A 25,953-nucleotide genomic window follows, 5' to 3' on the forward strand; every position below is an offset into this window, starting at 1 on the left:
GTCTGGAGCCGTCACCCATGTCCGTTCCCTCAGCCCGGCCCACCGCCGAGCACCTCGACGTCCTGATCATCGGCGCCGGCATCTCCGGCATCGGGGCCGGCCGCTACCTGAAGACCGGACTGCCGTCGAAGACCTTCGCGATCCTGGAGGCACGGGCCGCCTCCGGCGGCACCTGGGACCTGTTCCGCTATCCGGGTATCCGGTCCGACTCCGACCTGCACACCTTCGGCTACGAGTTCAAGCCGTGGCGGGACGAGGAGTCCATCGCGGCCGCGCCTCGGATCCTGTCGTACCTGCGCGAGACCGCGACCGAGAACGCCCTCGACGCCCACATCCGCTACCACCACAAGGTGCTCTCCGCCTCCTGGTCGAGTGACCGGGCGCGGTGGACGGTGCACGTCGAGCGTGCCGACACCGGCGAGCGGACGACGCTGACCTGCTCCTGGCTGTTCTGCGCGGGCGGCTACTACCGCTACGACCAGGGGTTCACGCCGCACTTCGAGGGCCGCGAGCGCTTCCGCGGCACGATCGTGCACCCGCAGCACTGGCCCGAGGACCTCGACCACACCGGCAAGCGGGTGCTGGTGATCGGCAGCGGTGCCACCGCGGTCACGCTGCTGCCCGCCATGGCTGACACCGCCGCGCACGTGATGATGCTCCAGCGGACCCCGTCGTACATCATGCCGGTGTCGAAGAAGGACGTGGTCGCCAACGCCCTGAAGAAGTACCTCGGGCAGGAGCGGGGCTACGCGCTGACCCGGCGCAAGAACATCGCCCAGCAGCGCTTCGTCTGGGCCTTCTGCCGGCGGTACCCGAAGGCCGCGCGCAAGTTCATCCGGTGGGTCAATGCCAGGCAGCTGCCCGAGGGCTACCCGGTCGACGAGCACTTCAACCCGCCGTACGACCCCTGGGACCAGCGCCTGTGCGCCGTGCCCGACGGGGACCTTTTCAAGGCCCTCCGCGCCGGGAAGGCCTCGGTCGTCACCGACCGGATCGCCACCTTCACCGAGAACGGGATACGGCTGGAGTCCGGCCGCGAAATCGAGGCCGACGTCGTCGTCACCGCGACCGGCCTGAACGTGCAGGCGTTCGGCGGCGTCGAGGTCACCGTCGACGGCGAGGAGATCCGCCTCGCCGACACCATCGCCTACAAGGGCATGATGCTCTCCGGGGTGCCCAACCTGGCCTTCTCCATCGGCTACACCAACAGCTCCTGGACGCTGAAGGTCGGCCTGCTGTGCGAGCACTTCTGCCGGCTCCTCGCCCACATGGACGCCTCCGGCCACGACGTCTGCCGGCCCGAGCCGGCCGATCCTGAGATGCCGACCCGGCCGTTCCTCGACTTCGACGCCGGCTACATCCGGCGCGCGGTCGATCGACTGCCCCGCCAGGGCAACCGGATGCCGTGGCTGACCTCGATGGACTACCACTCGGACGTCAAACTGCTCCGTTCCGACAGCGTCGTCGACCCGGAGCTGCACTTCAGCCGGTCCGGGGCCGCCTGCGCCACGATGACGGCCGCCCGCGACGACGACGGCTTCCCGCGCCGCGACGGCCTCCTGACGCGCGAGGCGACGACTTCCTGACGCGGGAGACGGCGGCTTTCCGCCAAAGGGGACGGCGGCTTTCCGGCGAGGGGGACGGCGGTCTTCCGGCGAAGGAGGGGAGCGGTGCGGGCACATCCCTCCCCTCCCTCCCTACCGGTCGGTATGCTCGGCGCCACCCGACGCCCCAGGGAGACGCCATGTCCACCGCCCTGCGCATCTGCCCCCTCTGCGAAGCGACCTGCGGACTGACCCTGACGCTCGAAGGGGCCAGGGTCACCGGGGCGCGCGGCGACCGTGATGACGTCTTCAGCCGGGGGTTCGTCTGCCCCAAGGGCGCCGCGTTCCCCGAGGTCGACGCCGACCCGGACCGGCTCCGCCGCCCCATGGTCCGGAAGGACGGCGAACTCAGGGAGGTCGACTGGGCCGAGGCGTTCGACACGATCGCCGCCCGAATCCGTCCGATCGTCGAGGAGTACGGGCCGGACGCCGTGGGTATCGTCCTGGGCAACCCCAATGTGCACACGATCGCCGGAGCCCTCTACCCGCCCCTGCTCGTCGGCGCGCTGCGCACCCGGAACCTCTTCACGGCGTCCACGCTCGACCAGATGCCCAAGCACGTGTCCAGCGGCCTGCTCTTCGGGGACCCCCTCGCCGTCCCCGTGCCGGACCTGGACCGCACCGACCACCTGCTCGTGCTCGGCGCCAACCCCCTGGACTCCAACGGCAGCCTGTGCACCGCCCCCGACTTCCCCGGCAGGCTCAAGGCGCTCCGCAAGCGCGGCGGCACCCTCACCGTCGTCGACCCCCGGCGCACCCGCACCGCGCGCCTCGCCGACCGGCACGTCGCGATCCGCCCCGGCGCCGACGCGCTGCTCCTCGCCGCCCTCGTCCACACCCTCTTCGCGGAGGACCTCACCGACCTCGGACCGCTCGCCGCCCACGTCGAGGGCGTCGAGGAGGTACGGGCTGCGGTACGGGAGTTCAGCCCCGAGGCGGTCGCCGCCGCCTGCGACGTGGACGCCGCCACCGTCCGCGCCCTCGCCCGGGAGCTCGCCGCCGCGCCCACCGCCGCCGTCTACGGGCGGATGGGCAGCTCCACCGTGGCGTACGGCACCCTCGGCAACTGGCTGGTCGACGTCCTCAACATCCTCACCGGCAACCTCGACCGGCCGGGCGGCGCGCTGTTCCCGCTCTCCGCCACCGCGCCCGCCCCGCGCCCCGCGGGACCCGGCAGGGGTTTCGCCCTCGGCCGCCGGCACAGCCGGGTCTCGCACCATCCCGAGGTCAAGGGGGAGCTGCCGCTGGTCGCGCTCGCCGAGGAGATCGAGACCCCGGGGGAGGGGCGGGTCCGCGCCCTCGTCACCATCGCCGCCAACCCCGTCCTGTCCGCCCCCGACGGAGACCGCCTCGACGCGGCCCTCGGCTCCCTCGACCTCATGGTCGCCGTCGACCCGTACCTCAACGAGACCACCCGCCACGCCGACGTCCTGCTGCCCCCGCCCCCGCCCTCGCAGAGCGCCCACTTCGACTTCGCCTTCAACGGGTTCGCCGTCCGCGACCAGGTCCGCCACACCCCGGCGGCCGTTCCCCTCGAAGCGGGCCGGATGGACGAGTGCGAGATCCACGCCCGGCTGATCCTCGCGGTTTCGGGCATGCACGGCGCACCGCCCTCGGCCGTGGACGACCTCGCCGTCCGCACCACCCTCGCCAAGGCCGTGGCGCAGGAGCACTCGCCGGCGTACGGCGCCGACCCCGAGGAGTTCGCGGCCCGGCTCACCGGGGACACCGGAGCCGAGCGGCGACTCGACCTGATGCTGCGGCTCGGCCCGTACGGGCTCACCCTCGACGAGCTGAAGGCGCACCCGCACGGCATCGACCTCGGCCCGCTCAAGCCCCGCCTGCCCCAGCTCCTCAAGACCCGCAGCGGACGGATCGAGCTCCTGCCCGCGCCGCTCGCCGCCGACCTGCCCCGGCTGCGCGCCGCGCTCGACGCCGTACCCGACCCGGACGCCCTCCGGCTCGTCGGGCGCAGGCACCTGCGCTCGAACAACAGCTGGCTGCACAACACGCCCGCGCTCGGCGGCGGTTCGAACCGGTGCACGCTCCAGGTGCACCCCCGGGACGCGGACCGGCTGCGGTTGACCGACGGCGGGCTCGCCCGGGTCAAGGGGGAGGGCGGCGAGCTTGAAGTGCCGGTTGAGATCACCGACGGGGTGCGGCCGGGCGTGGTGAGCCTCCCGCACGGCTGGGGTCACGACCGGGCGGGCACCCGGCTCGCCGTGGCGTCCGTCCGCCCCGGAGTCAACGTCAACCAGCTCCTCGACGGGTCGCGGATCGACCCCCTCTCCGGCACCGCCGTGCTCAACGGCTTCCCCGTCGAGGTGTCGCCCCTGCCATGATCCGGAGCGCCGCTCCGCTGTGATCCGGAGCGCCTCCCGGTCGTGCCCCGGAACTCCGCTCCGTCGGGATCCGGAACTCCGCTCCGTCGGGATCCGGAGTTCCGCTCCGTCGGGGTCCGGAGCTCCGTCCTGCCGTGCCCCGGCGCCCTGCCCTGCCGTGCCCCCGAGCTGCACCCCCGTATTGACCTGGGGTTTTGCTCGTATTGCTCACGCGTCAACACCTTGTTAACGGCGGAAGGGGGCACCTACGGTCGTCCGGACCGCCGCTCGGCGGCAGTTCAAGGGTGAACGTGAGGTGTCCTCCATGCTGACCGTCCTCGGCTTCGCCATGATCGCGACCTTCCTGGTCCTGATCATGACGAAGAAGATGTCGCCGATCGCGGCGCTCGTGCTGATCCCCGCGCTCTTCTGCGTCGCGGTGGGGGAGGGCGCCCGGCTCGGTGACTACGTCATCGACGGCGTCGGCAACCTGGCGCCGACGGCCGCGATGCTGATGTTCGCGATCGTCTATTTCGGCGTCATGATCGACGTCGGCCTCTTCGACCCGATCGTCCGGGGCATCCTGCGCTTCTGCAAGGCCGACCCCGTGCGGATCGTCGTGGGCACGGCGGTGCTCGCCGCGATCGTCTCCCTGGACGGCGACGGTTCCACCACGTTCATGATCACCGTCTCGGCGATGTACCCGCTCTACAAGCGGCTCGGGATGAGCCTGGTCGTCATGACGGGCGTCGCCGCCACCGCCAACGGCGTCATGAACACCCTGCCCTGGGGCGGCCCCACCGCCCGTGCCGCGACGGCCCTGAAACTGGACGCCGCCGACATCTTCGTGCCGATGATCCCCGCGCTCGGCGTGGGCCTGCTCTTCGTCTTCGCCCTCGCGTACGTCCTCGGCCGCCGCGAGCGCAGGCGCATCGGCTACCTCACGCTCGACGAGGCCCTGGTGCCGGAGAGCGACACCGTGCTGGTCGCGGCCGGTGGCGGTACCGCTCGCGGTGGCGGCAAGGGCGCGGCCGCCCGTACGGCTGTCGGTAGTGGTGTCGCTGCCGGTGAGGGGGAGGGCAAGGGTGCTGAAGCCGGGGTCGGTGCCGAGGGCGGTGACGGGTTCCAGGGGCTCGACCCCGACCGGCCCACGCTCCGGCCCCGGCTGTACTGGTTCAACGCCGGTCTGACGGTCGCGCTGCTCACCGCGATGATCCTCGAACTGCTGCCGATCCCGGTGCTGTTCCTCCTCGGCGCCGCCCTCGCGCTCACCGTCAACTACCCGGACATGGGCGAGCAGAAGGCCCGCATCGCGGCCCACGCCGACAACGTCCTCAACGTCTCCGGCATGGTCTTCGCCGCCGCCGTCTTCACCGGCGTCCTCACCGGTACGGGCATGGTCAAGCACATGGCGGACTGGCTCGTCGGCGCGATCCCCGAGGGCATGGGGCCGCACATGGGCCTGGTCACCGGTGTGCTGAGCCTCCCGCTCACCTACTTCATGTCGAACGACGGCTTCTACTTCGGCGTGCTTCCGGTCCTCGCGGAGGCGGGCGCGGCCCACGGCGTCTCGCCCCTGGAGATCGCCCGCGCCTCGATCGTCGGCCAGGCCCTGCACATGTCGAGCCCGCTGGTGCCGGCGGTGTACGTGCTCGTGGGCATGGCGAAGGTGGAGTTCGGCGACCACACCAGGTTCACGGTGAAGTGGGCCGCGCTGACCTCGCTGGTCGTGCTGGCGGCGGCGGTCCTCTTCGGGATCGTCTGAGGCGCCCGGTCTGCGAAGTGCCCTGGTCTCCGTGGCGTCCAGCCTCCGAAGTGCCCGGTCTCCGGAGTCCCCGGTCCCCGAACCCGCCCGGTTCCGGGCGGGTTCGGTGGGCTCTGCGCCGGACGGGCGACTCGGAGATCGACACGAGCATGTCGCCACCCTCCGCAGTCATCTGATGACTGATAGTCGGATTATCGGCTGAAACGCCCGACATGTCCTTTCCTGGAGGAGCTCGCATGCCCGTTCGTGCTGTCCGCCCCCTCGCCGCCACCCTCGCGGCCACGGCCGCCTTCGGCGGTCTCGCCCTCGCAGGCGCCCCGGCCGCGTTCGCCGCCCCCGGCGACAACGGCGACATCAAGGTCCACAAGGTCGGCACCCCCTACGGCGACCTGAACGACGAGGCGAGGGTCTGCAGGTTCTACCTCGCGGCCTTCAACTTCGACATCCTCCAGGAGGTCAGCTGGGAGATCACCCCGCAGCCGCCCCGGCCCGAGGTCCCCACCCTCAGCGGCCGCGTCGCGCTGAACACCGGGATGGGCCACACCAACCCGCTGACGCTGCCCGAGGGCCAGTACCGGGTCACCTGGACCTTCCCGGGCGCCACCCCCACCGGCAAGCAGAAGATCTTCACGGTCGACTGCCACGGCAACGGCCCGGGCGGACGCCCGAACAACGGCCCGAACAACGGCTCCGGCAACAACTGGTCCAACAACGACAACGCCGGCAACAACAACGGCGACAGCAACTGGTCCAACAACGGCCAGGGCCGGCCCCCGCAGGGCCCGGTGGGCGCGGGCGGCGGCGGCGTGCAGCTCGCCGCGGCCGAGGAGTCCTCCACCTTCGGCGTCGGGGCGGCCGTCGCCGCCGGTCTCGCCGGCACGGCCGGACTGGTCATGTTCCGCCGCTCGCGCCGCCGCAACGATGGCGCCGCGTAGGTCCCGCATCACGCGCAGGCGACGGCGCCTGTTCCGGCTCGCCAGGACCGTGACGCTGGTCGTGGTCCTGGTGGTCGGAGGCTTCTGGTGGGCGGGCGACGAGGAACCCGCCGCCCCGCCCCTCGCCGCCGCTTCCGACGGAGCCGGGGCGGCGGGCGCGGAGGCGGCGGGAGCGGTCGCGGCGGCCGGCGCTCCGGCCGCCCTGGACCGCCAGGCGAAACCCGAGGCCCCGCCGGAGAGCGCGCCCCCACCGGCGAGCGCCCCCTCCCCGAAGGCCGCGCCTCCTGCGCAGGCGGTGCCCTCCCCGAAGAGCCCGAAGAGCCCGACGAGCCCGACGAGCCCGACGAGCCAGGCGAATCAAGCGAGTCCGGCGATCCCGAAGAACCAGGCGAGCCCGACGGGCCCGAAGAGCCCGAAGAGCTCTAAGAGCGCGCCCTCCCCGAAGGCCGTGCCCCGGCCGAGGGGCGCGTCCCAGGGAGCGCTCGCGCCGCTTCCCCGCTCGCGCCCCACCGCCGTCGCCGTCCCGGCCATCACCATCGAGGCCCCCGTGACCGACCTGCACCTCGACCGGAAGGGACAGCTCGCCGCCCCGCCGGTCGACAACCCCAGCATCGTCGGCTGGTACGCCAAGGGGCCCACGCCGGGCGAGCGCGGGACCGCCGTCGTCGTCGGTCACCGCGACACCCTCACGGGACCCGCGGTCTTCCTCAACCTCGGCGTCCTCAACCCGGGCAACACCGTCCGGGTCGCCCGCGCCGACGGCAAGGTGGCCGTCTTCACGGTCGACCGCATCAAGACGTATGCCAAGGACGACTTCCCCGACGAGGAGGTGTACGGCGCCACCGGGCGGCCCGAACTGCGACTGCTCACCTGTGGCGGAGCCTTCGACCGCAAGACGGGTTACGAGGCGAACATCGTCGTCTTCGCCCACCTCACCGACATCGCGCAGAAGATCTGACGCTCCCGGGGCGCCGAGTACCAGCACACTGAGGTACCGACACGCCGAAGCACCCCGAACATCCGGTCGACGGATCCCAGCCGCTCCGTCGACCCCCTCCCGCCGCGTCCGGCGGGCCACGCCGACCGGTGTGCGCCCCGCCGGGCGCGGCGGCGTGTCCGGGCCGCGCCCCGGCGGCAAGGCGGAGCGGCCCGGTTCCGGTGCTCCGCGCCTGTCCGGTTCCGCCGTGGACGGCGCCCGGTCCGGGACGGCACGATCGGCTCCGTACCGGAAATCCCGTGCGGGCACCGGACCGGTCCGGGACTGAGACCCGGGGCACGTCCCGCCACCCTGGCGCCGGAAAACTAACGGCGCTAGTTTGGGTGGGCGACGAACCCGTCGGTAACGTGAGGAGACAGCGGATGAAGGCGCACGACGCGATGTACATCGGCGGGGAATGGCGTCCCGCCTCCTCCACGGACACCATCGCGGTGGTCAACCCGGCGGACGAGCAGGTCATCGGCCACGTCCCGGCCGGCACCGCCGAGGACGTCGACGCCGCCGTGCGCGCCGCCCGCGCCGCGCTGCCCGGCTGGGCCGCCACCCCGCCCGCCGAGCGCTCAGCCCGCATCGCCGCCCTGCGCGACGCGCTCGCCGCCCGCGCGGAGGAGATCGCCGCCACCGTCACCGCCGAGCTCGGCGCCCCGCCGCAGTTCGCCGCCGCCGTCCACGCCGGGCTGCCGATCGCCGTCGCCGGCACGTACGCCGAACTCGCCGCCACCCACCCCTTCGAGGAGAAGGTCGGCAACTCCACCGTCTACGCCGAGCCGGTCGGCGTCGTCGCCGCGATCACTCCCTGGAACTACCCGCTCCACCAGATCGTCGCCAAGGTCGCCCCGGCCCTCGCCGCCGGCTGCACCACCGTCCTCAAGCCCGCCGAGGACACCCCGCTCACCGCGCAGCTCTTCGCCGAGGCCGTCCACGAGGCGGGCCTGCCCGCCGGCGTCTTCAACCTGGTCACCGGCCTCGGTCCGGTCGCCGGTCAGGCGCTCGCCGAGCACCCGGACGTCGACCTCGTCTCCTTCACCGGCTCCACCGCCGTCGGCCGCCGCATCGGCGCCCTCGCGGGCGGCGCGGTCAAGCGGGTCGCCCTCGAACTCGGCGGCAAGTCCGCCAACGTGATCCTGCCGAGCGCCGACCTCCCCAAGGCCGTCGCCGTCGGCGTCGCCAACGTCATGTCCAACTCCGGCCAGACGTGCAGCGCCTGGACCCGCATGCTGGTCCCTGCCGACCGGTACGAGGAGGCGGTGGCGCTCGCCGCCGAGGCCGTCGCCAAGTACGTCCCCGGCGAGCGCGTCGGCCCGCTGGTCAACGCCAAGCAGCGGGAGCGCGTCCGCGGCTACATCGAGAAGGGGGTCGAGGAGGGCGCCCGGCTCGTCGCCGGCGGCCCCGAGGCCCCGCGCGAGACCGGCTACTACGTCTCCCCGACCGTCTTCGCCGACGTCACCCCGGACATGACCATCGCCCAGGAGGAGATCTTCGGGCCGGTCGTCTCGCTCCTGAGGTACGAGGACGAGGCGGAGGCCCTCGCCATCGCCAACGGCACCGTCTACGGCCTCGCCGGAGCCGTCTGGGGCGACCCCGAGGAGGCCGTCGCCTTCGCCCGCCGCATGGACACCGGCCAGGTCGACATCAACGGCGGCCGCTTCAACCCGCTGGCTCCCTTCGGCGGTTACAAGCAGTCCGGCGTCGGCCGGGAGCTGGGCGCGCACGGCCTCGCCGAGTACCTCCAGACCAAGTCCCTGCAGTTCTGAGCCCGTGCCCTTCCCGGACACGACCCCGAGTCCCGAGCCCCGAGGAGCACCGCACGTGAGCCTGATCCGCGCCGCCGTCCTGCCCGCCGTCGGCGCTCCGCTGGAGATCACCGACATCGAGCTCCCGGAGCCCGGCCCCGGCCAGGTCCGGGTCCGCCTCGCCGCCGCCGGCGTGTGCCACTCCGACCTCTCCCTCTCCAACGGCACCATGCGCGTGCCGGTCCCGGCCGTCCTCGGCCACGAGGGCTCCGGCACCGTCGTCTCCGTCGGCGAGGGCGTCACGCACGTCGCCCCCGGCGACGAGGTCGTCCTCAACTGGGCGCCGTCCTGCGGCACCTGCCACCCCTGCTCGCTCGGCGAGGTCTGGCTCTGCGCCGACGCCCTGACCGGCGCGGGCAACCTCCACGCCCGCACCCAGGACGGCACCGAGCTGCACCCCGGCCTCAACGTCGCCGCCTTCGCCGAGGAGACGGTCGTCGCCGCCCGCTGCGTCCTGCCCGTGCCCGACGGCGTCCCGCTCGCCGACGCCGCCCTGCTCGGCTGCGCCGTGCTCACCGGCTGGGGCGCGGTCCACCACTCCGCCCGGGTCCGGGAGGGCGAGACCGTCGCGGTGTACGGCGTCGGCGGCGTGGGCCTCGCCGCGCTCCAGGCCGCCCGGATCGCGGGCGCGTCGACGATCGTCGCCGTGGACGTCTCCCCGGAGAAGGAAGCCCTCGCGAGGGCGGCCGGGGCCACCGAGTACGTCGTCGCCTCCGAGACCACCGCGAAGGACATCAGGAGGCTGACCGGCGGACAGGGCGTCGACGTGGCCGTGGAGTGCGTGGGCCGCGCCGTCACCATCCGCACCGCCTGGGAGTCCACCCGGCGCGGCGGCCGGACCACGGTCGTCGGCATCGGCGGCAAGGACCAGCAGGTCACCTTCAACGCCCTGGAGATCTTCCACTGGGGCCGCACCCTGGCCGGCTGCGTCTACGGCAACTCGAACCCGGCCGAGGACCTGCCGGTCCTCGCCGGGCACATCAGGGCCGGCCGCTTCGACCTCGGCTCCCTCGTCACCGAGCGGATCACCCTGGACGGCATCCCCGGCGCCTTCGACAACATGCTCGCGGGCAAGGGCGGCCGGGCCCTGGTCGTCTTCCCCTGAGGCCCGTACGGGCCCCGGTCACAGGTCGAGGGTGAGGCGTGGGCCGCGCGAGCGGCCCACGCAGATCATCATTGAGGCCCCCGCGGCCTTCTCCGCCTCGCCGAGGACGGAGTCGTGGTGCTCGGGCGTCCCCCCGAGCACCTTCGTCTCGCAGGTGCCGCACCAGCCCTCCTCGCAGGAGTACGCCACGCCCGGCACCACCTCCCGCACCGCGTCGAGCAGGCTCCGCCCCGGCTCCACCCGGACCGTGAGACCGCTCCGTCGCAGCTCCACCTCGAAGCCCCCCTCGGAGACTCCGGAGCTCTCGGAGCCCTCGGAGCTCGCAGGAGCCGTCGCCCCGAACCGCTCCGTGTGCAGCGCCCCCGTCCAGCGCTCCTCCACCGCCCGCAGCAGTCCCTCCGGGCCGCAGCAGTAGACGGCCGTCGACGGGGGAAGCACCCCGAGGGCCGCGTCCAGGTCGAGGAGCCCCGCCGTGTCCTGCGGCACCAGCGTCACCCCGGGCAGCCCCGCCAGCTCCTCGCGGTACGCCATCGAGGCCAGGCTCCGGCCCCCGTACAGCAGGGACCAGGAGGCCGGGGGCAGGGAGCGGAGCATCGGAAGCAGCGGGGTGATGCCGATGCCGCCCGCGACGAACAGGTACCGCTCGGCGGGCACCAGCGGGAAGCGGTTGAACGGCCCCCGCACCCCGAGGACCGTGCCCGGGCCCACGGAGGCGTGGACCTCCTCCGAACCGCCCCGGCCCGCCGGCTCCCGCAGCACCCCGAGCCGGTAGACCTCCCGGTCGTCCGGGTCGCCGCACAGCGAGTAGTGCCGGACCGCCCCGGACGGCAGGGTGACCTCCAGGTGCGCGCCGGGCTCCCACGGGGCCAGGTCGGCGCCCGAGGGGTCGGCGAGCAGCAGCCCGAGGACGCCCTCGGCCTCCCGGACGACCGACCGGACCGTCAGCCGGAACACGGACATGCGACACCTCGAAGCTCGGAACGGATGGTGAGGAGAACGGGCACGGGGGTCAGCGCGCGGCGCCCGCCGTCGGCGGGAGCAGCGGCTCCGGCCACACCCGGCAGAGCACCCCGTACAGCGCCGCGGCCACCGTGAAGGAGGCCGGCAGGCTCAGGTCGACGCCGTCCGTGAGGTCGGTCAGCGGGCCGACGTACAAGGGGTTGTTGACCCACAGGATCCCGACGAGGGAGCCCGCGGCGAAGGCGCCGGCCGCCCGCGGGTTGACCCCGCGCACGTACCAGTACCGCCCGCCCCCGCCCGTGGTGAAGGAGCGCAGCGCCTCCGCGTCGTACCGGCCCCGGTGGAGCCCGTACCCGACGAAGAGCACGGCCGCCCACGGCGCGACGACGGTGAGCAGCAGCGTCACGAACGCCGACATCGCGTCCATGGCGTCGTACACCACCGCCCCCAGGTACAGCACGGCCCCGGCGAGCAGCGCGACCACCGTGGTCACCGCCGCCCGCGAGGAGCGCCAGAACACCGAGTTGGCGGAGAGCCCCGCCGCGTAGAGGCAGAGGCCGGCCTGCGGCAGGGTGCCCGCGAAGCCGAAGAGCACCACCGCCACCGCGAACCAGCCGGGCACCGCGTCCGTCAGGCCCTGGAGCCACGGCTCGTCGGGCACGGGGAAGAGGGTCGTCACGTACGCGCCGGTCAGCAGCGCGGCGAGACTGCTGAGGAACATGGCCACGCCGCTGGCCCGGGCCACCCGCCCCGGCCGGGTGGAGGACGGCATGAAGCGGGTGTAGTCGCCCTGGAAGGTGGCGTAGGACAGCGGCACGGTCGCGGAGGCGGTCGCCGCGAGCAGCCAGGTGTGCAGGACGCCGTCCAGGGCCAGCGGCCCGCCGCCGTACCCCGGGTCGAACTTCGGGGCCAGCACGAGGAGGGTGCCGAGCAGGACCGCCCCGCCGGTGACGGCGGTGATCCGGTACGTGCGGACGAGCGCCTCGTGGCCGCGCACGGCGACCAGCGCGACCGCCGCCGCCGTCACGAACATGGCGACGGTCAGCGCCCCCGGGCCCGTCGGGGTGGAGAGCAGCCGGTGCCCCGCCACCATGACGGCGGTGCCGCCGGTCCACACGGCGATGGCGAAGAAGCCGAGCGCGGTCACCACCGTGAGGACGTTGCCGACGACCCTGCCCCGCACCCCGAAGTGCGCCCCGCTGGACACGGGGTCGTTGGTGCCGGTGCGGACGCCGAACCGGGCCAGCGGCGCGAGCAGCGCCGTCCCGACGGCGACGCCCACCGCGATCGCGCTCGCCGAGGCCCACCAGCCGAGGCCGAAGACCACGGGCAGCGCGCCGAGCACGACCGTGCCGAACGAGAACTGCGCGGACGGCCAGATCCAGCCGAAGTCGGCCGGGGACGAGGTGCGTTCGGCCTCGGGCACGGGCGCGACGCCGTCGTGCTCGGCCGTGGCCGCGCGGGGCGGCGCCGCGGTGGACGCCGCCCCGGTCGGTGTGGTGGTCACGGAGCGCCTCCGGAGGGGAGATCGGGAGCGGTGACGTCCTGTCCGGGCAGGACGTCGACCACCCGGATGGCGGCGCAGGCCGCACCCGAGAGCCGCTCCCCGCTCGTCAGGTCGAAGGTCGTGTGGTGCAGGGGGCAGGTGATGCGCAGCCTGTCCCCGTCGACCCTGCCGTACTTGAGCCGGCCCCCGCGGTGCGGGCAGACGGCGGCCGCGAGGACCTTGCGGCCGCCGGCCTCGACCAGGACGAGGTCCTCGGTCACCTGGCGGACGGTCGGCTCGTCGTCCCGCCGCCGTCCGACGGGCACGGCCGTCATGCGACGGTCTCCCGCGCCCGTGCCACGGCCGCCTCCGTGGCCGTGCCGACGATGTCGGAGGCCAGCCGCACGCCCGCCCAGATCTTCGCGAGGTCCGGCTCGTCGAGCGCGCGGATCGCCGTCCGCATGTGACTGCTGTGGTACGAGTCGATGTAGAGGTGCTCGGTGTAGTAGGCGTCGTTCCTGATCCCGAGCCGCTTGGCCGCCCGCGCGAAGCTCTGGAAGGCGTACAGGACGCTGGTCTCGAAGTAGGCGTACGCGCCCAGGAAGTACTGGGGCGAGGACGCCCGGCTCGCCAGCCAGTGGAACATGTTGACGTACGCGTAGCACTCGGGGACCGTCTCGTCGAGGTAGTCCTCCAGGCGCAGGCTCAGGCCGAGTTCGGTCAGCAGGTCCCGGTAGAGCTGGGAGTGCGCCTTCTCCTCGTTGCCGCAGCCCAGTTCGTCGATGAGGACCCGGAAGACCGCCATCGCCGAGCGGTACGGCAGCCGGGGCACGACCGGCAGCAGGGACTCGGACTCGGTGAGCCCGTCCAGGGCGAACTGCCGCACCACGGTCGTGAACTGTCCGAGCGTGGCGTGCTCGGCGAGGAAGGTCGCGCTCTCGGGGAGCGCGGCCTCCTCCTCGGCCAGGAAGTCCTTGAGGGCGTTCAGGAGTTCGCCGGCCGAGCCGAACCGGGGCGCGGACGCCTCGTACGCCCGCGCCTTGGGCAGGATCCACCGCTCCTCGATCGCGGTCATCGACCCGTAGTCCCCCAGGCTGGGCACCCGCCGGTAGAGGGCGTGCAGCTCGCGCTGGGCGGTCGCGGCCGGGGCCGCGACCGAGTGCGCGGCCACGGGGGCGGAGGCGGAGGGGAGGCCGCTCATGCCGCCTTCGCCTCCTCGTGGGTGGTGGTCGAGGAGATCACGCCACGCCGGTGCAGCTCCTTCTTGACCCAGCGGTACCAGTCGTCCCGGAAGATGCCGTACCGCTCGCAGACGGCGTTGAGCTCCGCCTGCCGCTCCGGGCTGGGGTCGACCAGCATCGCGTTGCACAGCGCGGGTTCGAGGTTGGCCAGCGGGCCGATGAAGCCGTCGACGCCGCGGACGTCGGCGAGGAGGTTCTCCCAGCCCTCGAAGACCGGGACGCCGGTGCCGGACTCGGTCGTCTTCCGGGTGAAGGCGGCGTCGCCGCTGGACTCCTTGATGCCGACGATCCCGGGGATCTCGCAGATCCGCAGCAGGGTGTCGAACTCGATGCGGTTGCCCGACAGCGCCTCCTCGTTGTAGAGGAAGATCGGTACGTCGAGGGCGGCCCGGATGGCCCGGTAGTGGTCGACAATCGCGTCCTGCGTCACGTCGGCGCCGAACGGGGTGGTGACCACGACGGCGTCGACGCCGAGCTCGACGGCCGTACGGGCCCGGTCGATCACCGAGGCGGTGTCGGGGAGCTGGATGCCGGCGAGGACGGGAAGCCCGCCGGCGTGCCTCACGGTGTACGCGACGACGTCCCGCCACTGCCGGGCGTCGAGCTTCCAGCCCTCGCCCGAGGTCAGGGCCGGCATGAGGCCGGTGACCTCGGAGCGGACGTGGTCCAGGAGGCGGGCGACGCTCTGCTCGTCGACGGTGCCGTGCTCGTCGAGGGGGGTGATCAGCGGGACGATCGTCCCGGAGTAGGTGCCAGGCATGGAAGGGGGGCCTTTCCGAGGTCTGTTCAGAGGGTGTCGGGGGCGACCGTCAGCACCAGCGACCGCTGGTAGAGGTCCTCCAGATAGGCGGGGAACACCGGCTCCCCGTCGGGGGAGGGGGCGCCCGCCGGGACGAGCGGTGCGACGGGCAGGCCGGTCGTCCGGAGCAGCCGGGGGCTCGCCGTGTGCAGCGTGCCCCCGCGGTTGGCGACCTGGGCGAGCAGCAGCCGCTCGTGGGTGGGCAGGCCGTCCAGCTCGGGCGCGGTGAAGGCCCGGCGGACGTCCGCCTCCTCGTAGCCGATCCGCTCGACGGCGAGGTCGGTGTGGAGGACGTCCATGAAGGGGTAGTACTCGTCCTGGGTCTTCCGGTCGTACCCCCACACGAGGTCGTCGCAGCGGCCGACCTGCTCCCAGCTCATGAGGACCCGGCCGGCGTCCCCGGCGGCGAGCCGGTCCGCGAAGAAGGCCTTGGCGGCGGTCCGGACGGCGTCGTCCCCGCTGTGCATGCCCATGAAGAGGGCGGCGTCCACGAACACGGGGGCGTCGGTGCCGGCGTCGGTGTCAGGCCGCATAGCGCTCGAGCACCTTCCGCATCCGCTCCATGGCGCCGGCGAACACCTCGGGCTCGCGGGCCAGGGCCAGCCGGACGAACCGCTCGCCCTTCTCCTTGCTGTTCCAGTAGAAGAAGGTGCCCGGCAGGACGTACACCTCCTCGTCGAAGAGGACGGCCTGGAGCTGGGTGGCGGTCAGGTGCTCCGGCTTGATCCGGAACCAGGCGACGCTGGTGCCGACGACCGGCTCCTGGAGCTCCAGGATCGTGCCGTCGAGGGCGGCGCGGGCGGCCTCGCCGTTGGTGGTGATGATGTCGCGGACGGAGGCGAAGCCGTCGGTGATGGAGTCCTCGACGTACTGCGTGACCATGTTGAGGACGAACGGCGAGACGTTCAGGAGGACGCTGGTGTGGAGGTTGTAGACCTCCTCCTGGATGTCCCGGCTGGCGGTGATCATGGCGCACTTGGCGTCCTGGATCGGCCAGGTCTTGCCGGTGTCCTCCATGACCATGTACGTGACGCCGGACTCTTCGAGCAGCTTGTAGATGTCCACCCGGCCGACGCCCTCGTCGCACAGCGCGAAGGAGGCGAAGCAGAAGTCCATCACCAGGACCTTGTCGTGGTCCACGCAGTAGCGGACGACCTCGCGGAAGCCCTCCAGCTTCTCGGCGAGCAGGGTGAAGCCGGTGGGGTTGTTCGGGTCGACGAGGTAGATCGCGTCCGCGTGGATCTGCTCGACCAGCCGGTCGTAGATCGCGTCCTTGTCGTGCAGCGCCGACTCGTCCACCGGCCCGAGCGGCACCTGCATGTTGCGCAGCAGGTCCACCAGGTTGTCGAAGCAGGGCTCGACCAGCTGCACGGACATGCCGCGCTGCTTCAGGAACATGCCGGCGACCATGGTCGAGACGCTGGCGGAGTACGACAGGAGCGTGCGGTCCATGGCGCGGGCGGTCGGCTGCTGGTGCAGGCGGAAGAACGCGTCCAGGAACTGGCGCTCGAAGTGGGCCTGCTGCTTCGACTCGGACTCGTGCCACAGCTCGGGGAGCCGCGAGACGATCCGCTCCTGGGAGGCGGACTGGCGCTGGTGGGTGTGCGCGTCGGCCAGGTTGAACCGGGTCTTCAGGGCTTCGATCTCGTGCTGGGTGAGGTCGACGAACGTGCTGACGTCTGCCTTGTCGGTCAACGACATGAAGAACTCCCGCTGTCGATGCGAATCTGCGTCCGGAATTCCGGCGGCGGGGACGACTGTAGGAGCTTCGAGCGCCCTTGCGAATAACGGCCGGGTCACGCAATTAATAATCATCGCGATGTTCTGCGGGCGAAAAAAAGGTACGACGGCCAGGCATTCCTCCGGGAGGAACGCCTGGCCGTCGTACCTGGTGTTCAGTCGATTATCGCAGCGAATTCAACTATTCGGTGGGCGTTATTCGGTCGCGGCCTGGAGCAGGATGTCCTCGTACACCTTCGGGTCGTCGGAGGCGATCACCGGCCAGCCGATGCCGTACGCGCCCTCCCAGCCCACGTCGATGCCGGGGTTGGCGTGGTCCGAGCCGTCGGACAGGAAGAGGTGCGGGCTGCAGTTGATCCGGTCGGTCCGCGAGAGCGCGGCCTGGTCCGCGAGGGACCGGCGGGCCCGCCCGTCGTCCAGCGCCTCGGTGAGGGCGTCGACGTCCACCGCGCCGGTGTCCGCGGCCACGTCCAGGATCACCTTGCGGTGGCTGATGCACCGCGACTCGGCCCAGAAGGCCCGGCGCAGCCCGAGGTCGAGCTGCTCCGAGGCGTTCAGGCTCTGCTCCTTCGCGGCGAGGACCGCCTCCAGGGCGGGCAGCGTCGTGGAGGGGTACAGCCAGTCCTTGGCCTGCCAGAGCTGCCAGCCGGCGGCCGGCTCCAGGCTGGCCATCCGGGCGACCTCGCTGTCCGTGCCGGGGCGCGGGCTCGGGGCGTCGTTCAGCAGCTCCAGCGGGAAGGCGCGCAGGTCGAAGGAGACCTGCTCCTCCAGGCCGAGCCGGGCCCGGGTGGTGTGCAGCCGGTGGACGGCGATGTGCGCGAAGGAGCACCAGATGTCGGAGTAGACGGTGATGACTCCGCGCGGCGGGATCGGATCGGTGAGGACGGGGTCGGGCATGGTTCTCCTCGGTTCGTGCGTGTCCGTGTACACGGGTGGGGCGTGGTCGGAGCGGAGCCGCGGGGGCTCAGCCGGCGAGGGACTCCTGGGCGTCGAGCGCCGCCTCCAGGTCGAGGTCGGCGCCGGGCAGCCAGGCGGGCAGGGAGGGGATGCGGGCCATGGCGTCGAAGAGCCGGGGCACGGCGTCCGCGCGCACGGTCGGCCCGTGCGCGCTCAGCAGGCGCGCGGGGTTCAGGGCGGCGAGGCCGCGCACCGGCCGGAGGAACTTCTCCTCGTCGACCAGTGCGGTCCAGGGGGCTATCGCCCTGTTCAGCACCTCGAACCCGTGGAAGAACTCCTCCTCGGCGAGGTCGGCGAAGTCCTGGGTCATTTCCTCCACCACCGTGCCGAAGCTGTCGGAGCTGTAGAGCGTGCCGTCCGAGTGGTCGAAGACGGCGAGGGTCCCGGGTGAATCGAACGTGGGCGGGCGGTGAAAACTCAGTTCGCGGTCGCCGATTTTCACATGGCTTCCCGGATTGGCGGTCACCAGGCGTTCCTGCGGAATGCTGAACTCTTCGGATATTCGCGTCGCCGATATCGCGTTGGTCAACACCTTCGCGTTCGGCGCGATTTCCAGGATGCGGGCGAGGGAGCCGGTGTGGTCGCGGTCGTCGTGGGTGACGACGACCCAGCGCAGGTCGGCGGGGTCGATCAGGGACCAGAGGGAGTCCAGGAAGCCCTCCCGGTCGACGGGCATCCCGGTGTCCACCAGGAAGGGCTCGCCCGACCGTACGAGGAAGGCGTTCACCGGCTGGTCGCCGAGACCGGGGATGGGCAGGGCCGAGGGGAGGACGTGGATGTCCGGCCCGGCGGTGTACGACGCTTTCATGACGCACCTTTCACGACGCGCCTCTCGTGACGCGTCTCGCGTGACGCACCGAGCGGGCCGGAGCCCCCGGGCGGGGGTCCCGGGGGCTCCGGCCCGGGATCAGACGAGCTGGATGGTCAGGGAGCCAGCGATCAGCAGGGCGAGGCCCAGGGCGCGCGGCTTGGTGAGGGAGCGCTGCGGAAGCTTGAACAGGCCCTTGTGGTCGATGAGCGCGGAGGTCAGCTGCTGGCCCGTCACGGTGAGGGCGATGGTCACCGCCGCGCCGATGGACGGGATGAGCAGGAAGGTGCCGGTGACGTAGGCGGCGGCGCAGGCGCCACCGAGCCAGCCCCACCAGGGCATCTTCTTCAGCGGGGCGATCTTGGGCTTCGGGGTGCGGCGGGTCGCGTAGAGCACCAGCAGGACGACGGCGATGGTGAAGGTCGCCACGGCGAAGCTGATCACCGCGACGGTGATGGGCTCCTTGAGCTGGGCGCGCAGCTGGGCGTTGACCGCGCCCTGCACCGGCAGCACGGCGCCGGCCACGACGCCGAGGGCGAGCCAGCCGGCGCGCCCGGCGCTCGACATCCTGGGTGCGCCGGCGGGGGCCGCGGCCTTCATGCCCCGGATGATCACGACGATGCCCGCGAGGACCGCCACGGCGCCCAGGACGATGCCGGCGCTGAGCTCCTTCCGCTCCAGGCCGAGGAGGCCGAAGAGGTCGAGCGCGAGCGAGGCGAACATCTGGCCGGTGACGAAGAGCCCGACGGCGGCGAGGGCGCCGAGCCGCGGGAAGAGCAGGATGCCGCTGGTGATGTAGAGCGGGCTGGCCAGTCCGCCGAGCAGCTGCCAGGGCTCGACGTCGGGCAGCTTGCCGAGCGCGCCGAGCGCCCCGGCCGCCACCGCGAGGACGACGAGCAGGCCGGTCGCGACGCCGAGCTGGATGGTGGAGGCGCCGTAGGGGGTGCCGACGGCCGAGTTGAGCTGGAGGTTCACCGAGGCCTGGACGGCCAGGAGGCAGCCGACCAGCAGGGCCGCGGCGAGGAGCGCGGTGTGCATGGGATCTCCCTGGGGCGGGATGGCGAGCGGTAAATGGACGCTGAGTCCGTTTAGCATGCCACTCGACACAGCAAGTGGACAAGGTGTCCACTTATCTTGGGGAGAACTTGAGGGAAGTAGGGTCGGGCCATGAGCGACGACGAGCAGCGGGGCGGGGGAGCCGACTCCGTGCACCGGGTCGACGGGCTCCTCGGCGACCTCCAGGCCGCGGACGAGCGGCCGGTCGCCCCGCGCAGACGCGCGGACGCCGAGCGGAACCGCGCCCAGATCCTGGCCGCGGCCGAACGGCTCTTCGCGGAACAGGACCCCCGGTCGGTCACCATGGACCGGATCGCCAAGGCCGCCGGGGTGGGCCGCGCCACGCTGTACCGGAGCTTCCCGGATCCCTCCTCGATCGCCGTGGCGCTGCTCGACGAGCACGAACGCCGACTCCAGGGGCAGCTCATCTACGGCCCCCCGCCGCTCGGGCCCGGCGCGCCGGCGGGGGAGCGGCTCGCGGCGTTCTACCTGGCGATGCTCGACCTCCTCGAACGGCACCTGCCGCTGGCCCTGGGGGCGGAGACGGGCTCGGCGCGCTTCCGGACGGGCGCGTACGGCTTCTGGCGCGTCCACGTCCGGATCCTCCTCGTCGACCACGGGGTCCGGGACCCGGACCCGCTGATCGACATCGCGCTCAGCCCGCTGTCGCCGGAGCTCTTCCAGTTCCAGCGCCACGAACTCGGCCTGTCGGTCGAGCGCGTCGGCCGCTCGCTGACGGCCTTCGCACGCCAGCTGCTGCGGTCGGGGGACGGGCACTGAGGAAACTCCGCGAGGGGTTTCGCGAGGGGTGCCACGAGGGGGATCGCGAAGGGTTTCGTGGGGGGTGCCACGAGGAGGCCCGTGAAGGGTTTCGCCAGGAGGGGCCGGAAGCCGGGCACCGGCGGGGGCCCGGCTCGTCGACGCCCCGGACCGGCGCCGCCCGGGCCTACGTGGGCCGTGGCGCGCGCGGGGTGGAGCGGGGCGGCGGCGTGGGGCCCGGTGCCGGGCGGGGTGCCTGGCCCTGGGCGCGCGGGTCCGGCGCGGCGGTGCGCGGAGCCTGGGGGCGGGGGCCCGGGGAGGGGGAGGGGGAGGCGGGGGCCGGAGCGGGGCCGTACGACGTCTGCCCCGGCGCGTGGGGTGCCGGGGTCGAGGTCGGGCCGGGTCTCCGCGCGTCGACGGAGCCGTACGGCGGCGGGGCGGCCGGGTGGACGAGGCCGGGCAGGACCAACTCCCAGATGCGGCGCAGCCGTTCCTCTGCGGAGCCGTGCAGGGCGCCGGTCTCGGGGACGCACGGGCCCTGCGGCCCGCCGTCGGCGAGGAGCCGGAGCGCGTCGGCCGGAGGGCAGGGGCGGCGCATCTCCAGCTCGACCCCGGTGACCACGTAGCCGATCAGCGTTGCGACGGCCGTCGCGTCCACGCCGGGCCGCAGGGCCTGCTCCGCCACCGCGTACCGTGCCAGACGGCCCACCTCGCGCCGCCAGGGACAGTCGCGCGAGAGGGCGGGGTCGGCCGGCTGGAGCTCGCGGGCCAGGCGCTCGCCCGCCCGGGCCACGTGGTCGGTCTCGAAGAGCCGGATGAGGGCGTGGGTGGTGATCACCAGCTTGTCGACCGCCGTGCCACCCACCCCCTCGGTCGATAAGCAGGCCGACTCGACGGTGATGCCGGTGACCGCGCGGGCGCGGGCGCGCACCGCGACCGCCAGGTCCGCCTTCGTCGCGAAGTGGAAGACCAGCGCGCCCGTCGTCACCCGGGCCTCCCCGGCGATCCTCGCCAGGGACGCCCGCTCGTACCCCAGCCTGTCGAAGACCCGCGCGGCCGCCGACAGGATCTCCTGTCTGGTCCGTTCCGCCCGCTGTTGAATCGCCATCGGCTCCCCCGTCGGGTTGGTTGTTCGGAAGGTGTCGGAGTGTTGAGTTCCGGCCCGTGTCCGTGACCGACTCGAAACTATCCGGCCGGAGAGTGGCGAAACGTGGCTCGTCGTCCGCCCGGCCGGAATTGGGGCTTGACGCCGCCCTCCCTCCCAGGTCGCGGGCGCGCGACCGGCACCGGGCGCCCGCGAAGTGACCGGAACCCGGAGCGTTGCCTGTCAGGTGGATTCGGCCGTTCCGGTGGCCTCGGAACCCCGCGACCGGGAGCGCGGACGGGAGCGGGAGACGGCCACGCCCGCGAGGCACAGCACGCCCCCGGCGAGGGTGAGCGGACCGGGCAGCTCGCCCAGGAACGCCCACGCGAGCAGCACCACGAGGGCGGGCACGGCGTACGTCGTCGCGCCCATCCGCCCGGCGGTCGTACGGGCGAGGGCATAGGCCCAGGTCGTGAACGCGAGCGCGGTCGGGAACACGCCGAGGTAGACCATGTTCAGGGTCGCCGACAGCGGCGCCCGCCCCACCTCCGCGGCCAGCTGTCCGGCGAACGGCAGGCACGCCACCGCCCCCACCAGGCACCCGAAGGTCGTCACCTGGAGCGCGCTGCCGTGCGCGAGCGCCGGCTTCTGGGCGACGACCCCGCCCGCGTACGCCACCGCCGCGAGCAGGCAGAGGAGGACCCCCAGCACCGAGGCGTGGCCGCCGGAGGAGCCCCGGGACATCGAGAGGCCGACGGTCACCGCGCCCGCGAACGACACCGCCATGCCCGCGAGGAGCCGGGGCGGCAGGGACTCCCCGAGGAACCGCGCGCCGAGCAGGGCGATCAGGATCGGTCCGACGTTCACCACCATCGCGGCCGTGCCCGCGTCGACCTCCTGCTCGCCCCAGTTGAGCACCACCATGTACACCCCGAACCAGAGCAGCCCCGAGACCGCGATCCCGGGCCACGCCGCCCGGGGCGGCGGTCCCTCCCGCCGGACCAGGAGGACGGCGGCGAGGACCAGGGCCCCGGAGAGCAGCCGTCCGAGCGCGAGCGCGCCGGGGGAGTAGGCGGCGCCCGCGCTGCGGATGGAGACGAAGGCGGAGGCCCACAGGACGACGGTGACACCGGCCGCGGCGAGCGCGAGCCGGGAGGACGACTTCTGCATGCCCCGACGGTAGGCGGAGGATCGTTCGGAGTTCACCGCAATATCCCGAGAGCCGGGAGCCGGGAGCCGGGAGCCCGGAGTCGGACCCGGGTCCGAGCCCGGCCCCCGGACCGCGTCGAGAGCGCCGCTACCCCCTCGACCGCTCCCGCCGCAGCTCCCACAGTCGCCACACCCCGCTGTTGTCCGCGACGAGGTAGTGGCCCCCGGTGACCGCCGGCCTGGCCGCCACGTAGTTCTTCTTCTGCCAGAGGGGCACCAGCGGGACGTCCCACGCCACCACCCGCTGGATCGCCCGGAACCGCTCGACGCTCCTGGCGCGGTCGACGAACCGCTGCGTCACCTCGATGGAACCGTCGATCGCGGCCGACGCGTAGCCGTTGTGAAGGGCGTTGCCGCTCCCCACCAGCGGCTGGACGAACGTGTCGGGATCGGGGAAGTCGGGGCTCCACTGCAGGACGTAGGCGTCGAACTCACCTCTCTTGTACCGCTCCTGGTACGCGACCCAGTCGGCCTCCTCGACCAGCTTCACCCGGAACAGCCCCTCCCGCTCCAGCTGCGCCTTCAGCGCGCGCGCCTCGACGGCGGCGCTGCCGACCTGGTGGCCCAGGGTGATCCGCACCGGAGTGGGAACGCCGGCGTCGCGCAGCCGCCGTGCCGCCCACTGCGGGTCCGATTCGGGGTACACGTCGTAGAAGTCGGTGCCGTGTCCCGTGACGCCGCGCGGGACGAGCGAGTAGAGCGGCGACACGGTGTCCTTGAACACCGTCTCCGCCAGGCGCCCCCGGTCGACGAGCGCGGCGACGGCCCCGCGGACCGCGACGTCCCCCAGGGGCCGGTGCGCCGGGCGCGTGTTCAGGACGAGGTAGCGCCCCACCGTGCTCTCCCCGACGGAGAGGCGCACGTCCGGGACCTCGCCGCCCTCCAGGGTCGCCAGCGTCGCGGCGGTGAGCCCGGCGTGGGCGATGTCGATCTCCCTCGCGTCCCACGCCTTCTCGACCTCCTGGGAGGTCTTGTAGTAGCGGATCTCGACCGGCTCGCCCTTCTCGGGAACGGCTCCCCGGTACGAGGGGTTCGGTACGAGGGAGATCCGGGCGCCCTCCTCGTGGGAGGAGACGACGTAGGGGCCCGACCCCGGGAAGGTCCGCCGCGTCCGGAGCGCGCTCCGGGGGAACTCGGCCGGATCGACGATGGACCCCGCCGGCGTGGCGATCTTGGAGGGCCAGGTGGCGTCCGCCGTCGCGAGGTGGAAGGTCACGAAGGGGCCGCTCACCTCCACCGAGACGAGGTTCGCGAACAGCGGCGAGGGCCCGAGCGGATTGCGGATCTTCAGGATGCGGTCGAACGAGTGCTTCACGGCTTCGGCGGTGACCGGATGCCCGTTGGAGAACGTGAGGTCCCCGCGCACCCTGCACCGGTAGGTGGTCAGGGACCCGGCGAACCCGCACGATTCGGCCGCGTCCGGCCGGGGGACGGTCGCCCCGGGGTCGAAGGTGAGCAGTGCCTGGTAGATGTTGCTGTACAGCGCCCAGGACCCGCTGTCGTAGCCCCCGGCGGGGTCGAGGCGGGTGAGGCTGTTCGCCGTTCCGATGACGACGGGTTCTCCGGGCGGGGCCGTGAACGGCAGCAGCCGGTACCCGCAGGCCGCCAGTAACACGCAGGCTCCCGCCGTGATGCCGAGGCTTCTGCGTTTCATGCGATCGTCTTCCTTCTGCGTGGGGGGAATCGTCGGCGGACGGCCGACGCGATGCCGCGCAGCCCCGGCGGGGGAAGTCGCCGGGGCTGCGCGGACATCGGGGAAGGGGCGGATCGGTGCGGGGCCCGGATCAGCCGCCGGTGACGGCGCTCAGGGTCTTGCCGGCGTCGGAGAGGCCGGCGCCGCAGCCGCCGGAGCAGGTGCCGGGCAGCGCGACGGTGTTGCTCTTGATCGTCTGCTCGATCCGGGCGGGGGTGAGGGAGGAGTCCTTCTGCTTCAGCAGCGCGGCCAGGCCCGCGACGTGCGGGGCGGCCATGCTGGTGCCCTGGTAGTAGGTGTAGGTCTCGTCGCCCGGGGACTTGGTTCCCTTGTTGAGGGTGGACCGGATGCCGTCCGTGGCGCGCACGGAGGTCTCGCCGCCGGGGGCGGTGACGTCGACGACCTTGCCGTAGTTGGAGTAGGCGGCGCGGTCGCCCTCGCGGTCGGAGGCGGCGACGGTGATCACATTGGCGCAGCCGGCCGGGCTGTAGGCGGCGGCGTCCGTGTTGTCGTTGCCGGCGGACACGACGACGGTGGTGCCCCGGTCCCTGGCGCCCTTGAGGGCGGCGTTGTAGGCCTGGTCGCAGGTGAACTTGCCGCCCAGGCTCATGTTGACGACCGCGGCGGGGTTCTTGTTGGCGGGCACGCCGGTCACGGTTCCGCCCGACGCCCAGGTGATGGCGTCGATGATGTCGGAGGTCGTTCCGCCGCACCTGCCCAGGACGCGGACGGGCAGGATGTTCGCCTCGTGGGCCACGCCGACCACGCCGGACCCGTTGGCCGCGGCCGCGATCGTGCCGGCGACGTGGGTGCCGTGCCAGGAGCTGTTCCTGTCGCCGGACGGGACGGGGTTGCCGTACTTGTCCTTGCCGCACTCGCCCTTCTTCAGCCAGTCCCCGGCGTCGGAGGGGTCGTTGTCGCGACCCCCGCCGTCGTTGGCCGTCCAGGTGTCGGAGACGAAGTCGTAGCCGGGCAGCAGCTTCGAGTCCAGTTCGGTGTGCTCGGTGATGCCGGTGTCGATGACCGCGACGGTGACGCCCTTGCCGGTGGCCTGCTTCCAGGCCGCGGGAACGTTCATGCCGGCCGTGGTCTCGTACAGGTCCCACTGGGCCTCGTACTCGGCGGGGTCGACCGCGGTGGCGTACACCCGGCGGTCGGGGACGACGTAGGCGACGTCCGGGTCGGCCAGGAAGGCCGCCGCGACCTTCTGCGCGTCCCGGACCTCGTCGGCCTCGGGCAGTTCGACCAGCGCCGCGCCCGTGCCCAGGCGGCGCTCGAAGGAGACCGGCTCGCCGGTCTTGCCGGCCTTGGTCTCGGCGTCCTTCACGGCCGCCTCGTTCGACTTCGCCTCGGCCGCCTGGGACTTGTACCCGACGATGAAGCCCTGGACGAGCTCGGTGGCGCCGGTGACGTCGGCGGCCACGGGGGTGGTGACCTCGCCGGCGCGGGCGGGAGGGACCGTGTCGGAGGAGCCGCCGGCGAAGGCGACGCCGGTGCCCATCACGGCGGCCGCGGTCGCGACCGCGAGGGATATGCGGAGGGGGGTGAAACCGTGCACTGTGGTTCCTTACGTTCCGGATGCCGCCCGTTCTGCTGTGGGGGGTCGGCAGGTGGGGGTGTGCACGAAGGGCGGGGGGTCGG

Annotated in this window: 21 protein-coding genes and 1 pseudogene; 8 read left to right on the forward strand and 14 right to left on the reverse strand. The window is 72.8% G+C overall.

Features of this window, described 5'->3' with window-relative positions; all coding sequences use genetic code 11:
* The first annotated feature begins 17 nt into the window (after nt 1-17).
* The 7 genes from AB0398_RS24340 to AB0398_RS24370 all read left to right on the forward strand — a co-directional run bounded on the left by AB0398_RS24340 (nt 18) and on the right by AB0398_RS24370 (nt 10,520).
* On the forward strand, nt 18-1,586 hold the full coding sequence (locus AB0398_RS24340; RefSeq protein ID WP_366377730.1) for an NAD(P)/FAD-dependent oxidoreductase: 1,569 nt from the start codon (nt 18-20) through the stop codon (nt 1,584-1,586).
* Between the two features lie 158 nt (nt 1,587-1,744).
* Nucleotides 1,745-3,946 carry a molybdopterin-dependent oxidoreductase gene (locus AB0398_RS24345; protein WP_366377731.1) on the forward strand — a complete coding sequence of 734 codons (2,202 nt, stop codon included), beginning with the start codon at nt 1,745-1,747 and terminating at the stop codon, nt 3,944-3,946.
* A 304-nt stretch (nt 3,947-4,250) separates the two neighbouring features.
* Nucleotides 4,251-5,690 (forward strand): citrate:proton symporter, encoded by a 1,440-nt coding sequence (locus AB0398_RS24350; protein WP_366377732.1) that lies wholly within the window; start codon nt 4,251-4,253, stop codon nt 5,688-5,690.
* A 236-nt stretch (nt 5,691-5,926) separates the two neighbouring features.
* Complete coding sequence (locus AB0398_RS24355) at nt 5,927-6,625, forward strand: hypothetical protein (protein WP_366377733.1); 699 nt, start codon at nt 5,927-5,929, stop codon at nt 6,623-6,625.
* A gap of 373 nt (nt 6,626-6,998) precedes the next feature.
* The gene (locus AB0398_RS24360; RefSeq protein WP_366377804.1) at nt 6,999-7,583 is read left to right on the forward strand and encodes a class F sortase; all 585 of its coding nucleotides are present in this window, start codon (nt 6,999-7,001) and stop codon (nt 7,581-7,583) included.
* A gap of 401 nt (nt 7,584-7,984) precedes the next feature.
* On the forward strand, nt 7,985-9,376 hold the full coding sequence (locus AB0398_RS24365; protein ID WP_366377734.1) for an aldehyde dehydrogenase family protein: 1,392 nt from the start codon (nt 7,985-7,987) through the stop codon (nt 9,374-9,376).
* A gap of 61 nt (nt 9,377-9,437) precedes the next feature.
* Nucleotides 9,438-10,520: a Zn-dependent alcohol dehydrogenase gene (locus tag AB0398_RS24370; RefSeq protein ID WP_366377805.1), complete on the forward strand. Its 1,083-nt coding sequence runs from the start codon at nt 9,438-9,440 to the stop codon at nt 10,518-10,520.
* Nucleotides 10,521-10,538: 18 nt separating this feature from the next.
* Here AB0398_RS24370 and AB0398_RS24375 read toward each other — a convergent pair whose 3' ends face one another.
* The 10 genes from AB0398_RS24375 to AB0398_RS24420 form a co-directional block, all read right to left on the reverse strand.
* Nucleotides 10,539-11,480 (reverse strand): PDR/VanB family oxidoreductase, encoded by a 942-nt coding sequence (locus AB0398_RS24375; RefSeq protein ID WP_366377735.1) that lies wholly within the window; start codon nt 11,478-11,480, stop codon nt 10,539-10,541.
* Between the two features lie 49 nt (nt 11,481-11,529).
* Nucleotides 11,530-12,987, reverse strand: a complete 1,458-nt coding sequence (locus AB0398_RS24380; protein ID WP_366377736.1) for a cytosine permease — start codon at nt 12,985-12,987, stop codon at nt 11,530-11,532.
* Nucleotides 12,984-13,301, reverse strand: coding sequence for a Rieske 2Fe-2S domain-containing protein (locus AB0398_RS24385; RefSeq protein ID WP_366377737.1), 318 nt, complete (start codon nt 13,299-13,301; stop codon nt 12,984-12,986). Before AB0398_RS24385 ends, AB0398_RS24380 begins: the two co-directional genes overlap by 4 nt.
* Entirely contained in the window at nt 13,298-14,167 is an 870-nt protein-coding gene (locus AB0398_RS24390) for an iron-containing redox enzyme family protein (protein ID WP_366377738.1), read from the reverse strand. Before AB0398_RS24390 ends, AB0398_RS24385 begins: the two co-directional genes overlap by 4 nt.
* Nucleotides 14,164-14,967, reverse strand: coding sequence for a dihydrodipicolinate synthase family protein (locus AB0398_RS24395; RefSeq protein WP_366377739.1), 804 nt, complete (start codon nt 14,965-14,967; stop codon nt 14,164-14,166). Before AB0398_RS24395 ends, AB0398_RS24390 begins: the two co-directional genes overlap by 4 nt.
* A 26-nt stretch (nt 14,968-14,993) precedes the next feature.
* Nucleotides 14,994-15,539 (reverse strand): DUF6190 family protein, encoded by a 546-nt coding sequence (locus AB0398_RS24400; RefSeq protein ID WP_366377740.1) that lies wholly within the window; start codon nt 15,537-15,539, stop codon nt 14,994-14,996.
* Nucleotides 15,529-16,707, reverse strand: a complete 1,179-nt coding sequence (locus AB0398_RS24405; RefSeq protein WP_366377741.1) for an aminotransferase class I/II-fold pyridoxal phosphate-dependent enzyme — start codon at nt 16,705-16,707, stop codon at nt 15,529-15,531. Before AB0398_RS24405 ends, AB0398_RS24400 begins: the two co-directional genes overlap by 11 nt.
* Nucleotides 16,708-16,941: 234 nt before the next feature.
* Nucleotides 16,942-17,643, reverse strand: coding sequence for a DsbA family protein (locus tag AB0398_RS24410; protein WP_366377742.1), 702 nt, complete (start codon nt 17,641-17,643; stop codon nt 16,942-16,944).
* Nucleotides 17,644-17,710: 67 nt separating this feature from the next.
* Nucleotides 17,711-18,511 (reverse strand): MBL fold metallo-hydrolase, encoded by an 801-nt coding sequence (locus AB0398_RS24415; protein ID WP_366377743.1) that lies wholly within the window; start codon nt 18,509-18,511, stop codon nt 17,711-17,713.
* A 99-nt stretch (nt 18,512-18,610) separates the two neighbouring features.
* Entirely contained in the window at nt 18,611-19,549 is a 939-nt protein-coding gene (locus AB0398_RS24420) for a DMT family transporter (RefSeq protein ID WP_366377744.1), read from the reverse strand.
* 129 nt (nt 19,550-19,678) lie between these two features.
* On the opposite strand from AB0398_RS24420, the gene AB0398_RS24425 reads away from it, so the two are divergent.
* Entirely contained in the window at nt 19,679-20,347 is a 669-nt protein-coding gene (locus AB0398_RS24425) for a helix-turn-helix domain-containing protein (RefSeq protein WP_366377745.1), read from the forward strand.
* A 166-nt stretch (nt 20,348-20,513) separates the two neighbouring features.
* On the opposite strand, the gene AB0398_RS24430 is transcribed toward AB0398_RS24425, so the two are convergent.
* The 4 genes and pseudogenes from AB0398_RS24430 to AB0398_RS24445 all read right to left on the reverse strand — a co-directional run.
* Nucleotides 20,514-21,434, reverse strand: a complete 921-nt coding sequence (locus AB0398_RS24430) for a TetR family transcriptional regulator (RefSeq protein WP_366377746.1) — start codon at nt 21,432-21,434, stop codon at nt 20,514-20,516.
* A 219-nt stretch (nt 21,435-21,653) separates the two neighbouring features.
* A complete protein-coding gene (locus tag AB0398_RS24435; protein ID WP_366377747.1) occupies nt 21,654-22,580 on the reverse strand; it encodes a DMT family transporter in 927 nt (308 codons plus the stop codon).
* A gap of 127 nt (nt 22,581-22,707) precedes the next feature.
* A complete protein-coding gene (locus tag AB0398_RS24440) occupies nt 22,708-24,273 on the reverse strand; it encodes an ABC transporter substrate-binding protein (protein WP_366377748.1) in 1,566 nt (521 codons plus the stop codon).
* Between the two features lie 133 nt (nt 24,274-24,406).
* Nucleotides 24,407-25,813: pseudogene (locus AB0398_RS24445) on the reverse strand (S8 family peptidase); the annotation flags it as partial.
* Nucleotides 25,814-25,953: the final 140 nt, after the last annotated feature.

Origin of the sequence: Streptomyces sp. NPDC086147 (assembly GCF_040702165.1) — a bacterium.
Classification (GTDB): domain Bacteria; phylum Actinomycetota; class Actinomycetes; order Streptomycetales; family Streptomycetaceae; genus Streptomyces.

Excerpts from the sequence above, each read along its gene's own strand:
- AB0398_RS24390 (WP_366377738.1), bottom strand. The coding sequence starts at position 14,167 with ATGAGCGGCCTCCCCTCCGCCTCCGCCCCCGTGGCCGCGCACTCGGTC.
- AB0398_RS24430 (WP_366377746.1), bottom strand. The coding sequence starts at position 21,434 with ATGGCGATTCAACAGCGGGCGGAACGGACCAGACAGGAGATCCTGTCG.
- AB0398_RS24385 (WP_366377737.1), bottom strand. The coding sequence starts at position 13,301 with ATGACGGCCGTGCCCGTCGGACGGCGGCGGGACGACGAGCCGACCGTC.
- AB0398_RS24355 (WP_366377733.1), top strand. The coding sequence starts at position 5,927 with ATGCCCGTTCGTGCTGTCCGCCCCCTCGCCGCCACCCTCGCGGCCACG.
- AB0398_RS24400 (WP_366377740.1), bottom strand. The coding sequence starts at position 15,539 with ATGCGGCCTGACACCGACGCCGGCACCGACGCCCCCGTGTTCGTGGAC.
- AB0398_RS24365 (WP_366377734.1), top strand. The coding sequence starts at position 7,985 with ATGAAGGCGCACGACGCGATGTACATCGGCGGGGAATGGCGTCCCGCC.
- AB0398_RS24410 (WP_366377742.1), bottom strand. The coding sequence starts at position 17,643 with ATGCCCGACCCCGTCCTCACCGATCCGATCCCGCCGCGCGGAGTCATC.
- AB0398_RS24425 (WP_366377745.1), top strand. The coding sequence starts at position 19,679 with ATGAGCGACGACGAGCAGCGGGGCGGGGGAGCCGACTCCGTGCACCGG.
- AB0398_RS24395 (WP_366377739.1), bottom strand. The coding sequence starts at position 14,967 with ATGCCTGGCACCTACTCCGGGACGATCGTCCCGCTGATCACCCCCCTC.
- AB0398_RS24435 (WP_366377747.1), bottom strand. The coding sequence starts at position 22,580 with ATGCAGAAGTCGTCCTCCCGGCTCGCGCTCGCCGCGGCCGGTGTCACC.
- AB0398_RS24415 (WP_366377743.1), bottom strand. The coding sequence starts at position 18,511 with ATGAAAGCGTCGTACACCGCCGGGCCGGACATCCACGTCCTCCCCTCG.
- AB0398_RS24405 (WP_366377741.1), bottom strand. The coding sequence starts at position 16,707 with ATGTCGTTGACCGACAAGGCAGACGTCAGCACGTTCGTCGACCTCACC.
- AB0398_RS24340 (WP_366377730.1), top strand. The coding sequence starts at position 18 with ATGTCCGTTCCCTCAGCCCGGCCCACCGCCGAGCACCTCGACGTCCTG.
- AB0398_RS24440 (WP_366377748.1), bottom strand. The coding sequence starts at position 24,273 with ATGAAACGCAGAAGCCTCGGCATCACGGCGGGAGCCTGCGTGTTACTG.
- AB0398_RS24350 (WP_366377732.1), top strand. The coding sequence starts at position 4,251 with ATGCTGACCGTCCTCGGCTTCGCCATGATCGCGACCTTCCTGGTCCTG.
- AB0398_RS24420 (WP_366377744.1), bottom strand. The coding sequence starts at position 19,549 with ATGCACACCGCGCTCCTCGCCGCGGCCCTGCTGGTCGGCTGCCTCCTG.
- AB0398_RS24375 (WP_366377735.1), bottom strand. The coding sequence starts at position 11,480 with ATGTCCGTGTTCCGGCTGACGGTCCGGTCGGTCGTCCGGGAGGCCGAG.
- AB0398_RS24345 (WP_366377731.1), top strand. The coding sequence starts at position 1,745 with ATGTCCACCGCCCTGCGCATCTGCCCCCTCTGCGAAGCGACCTGCGGA.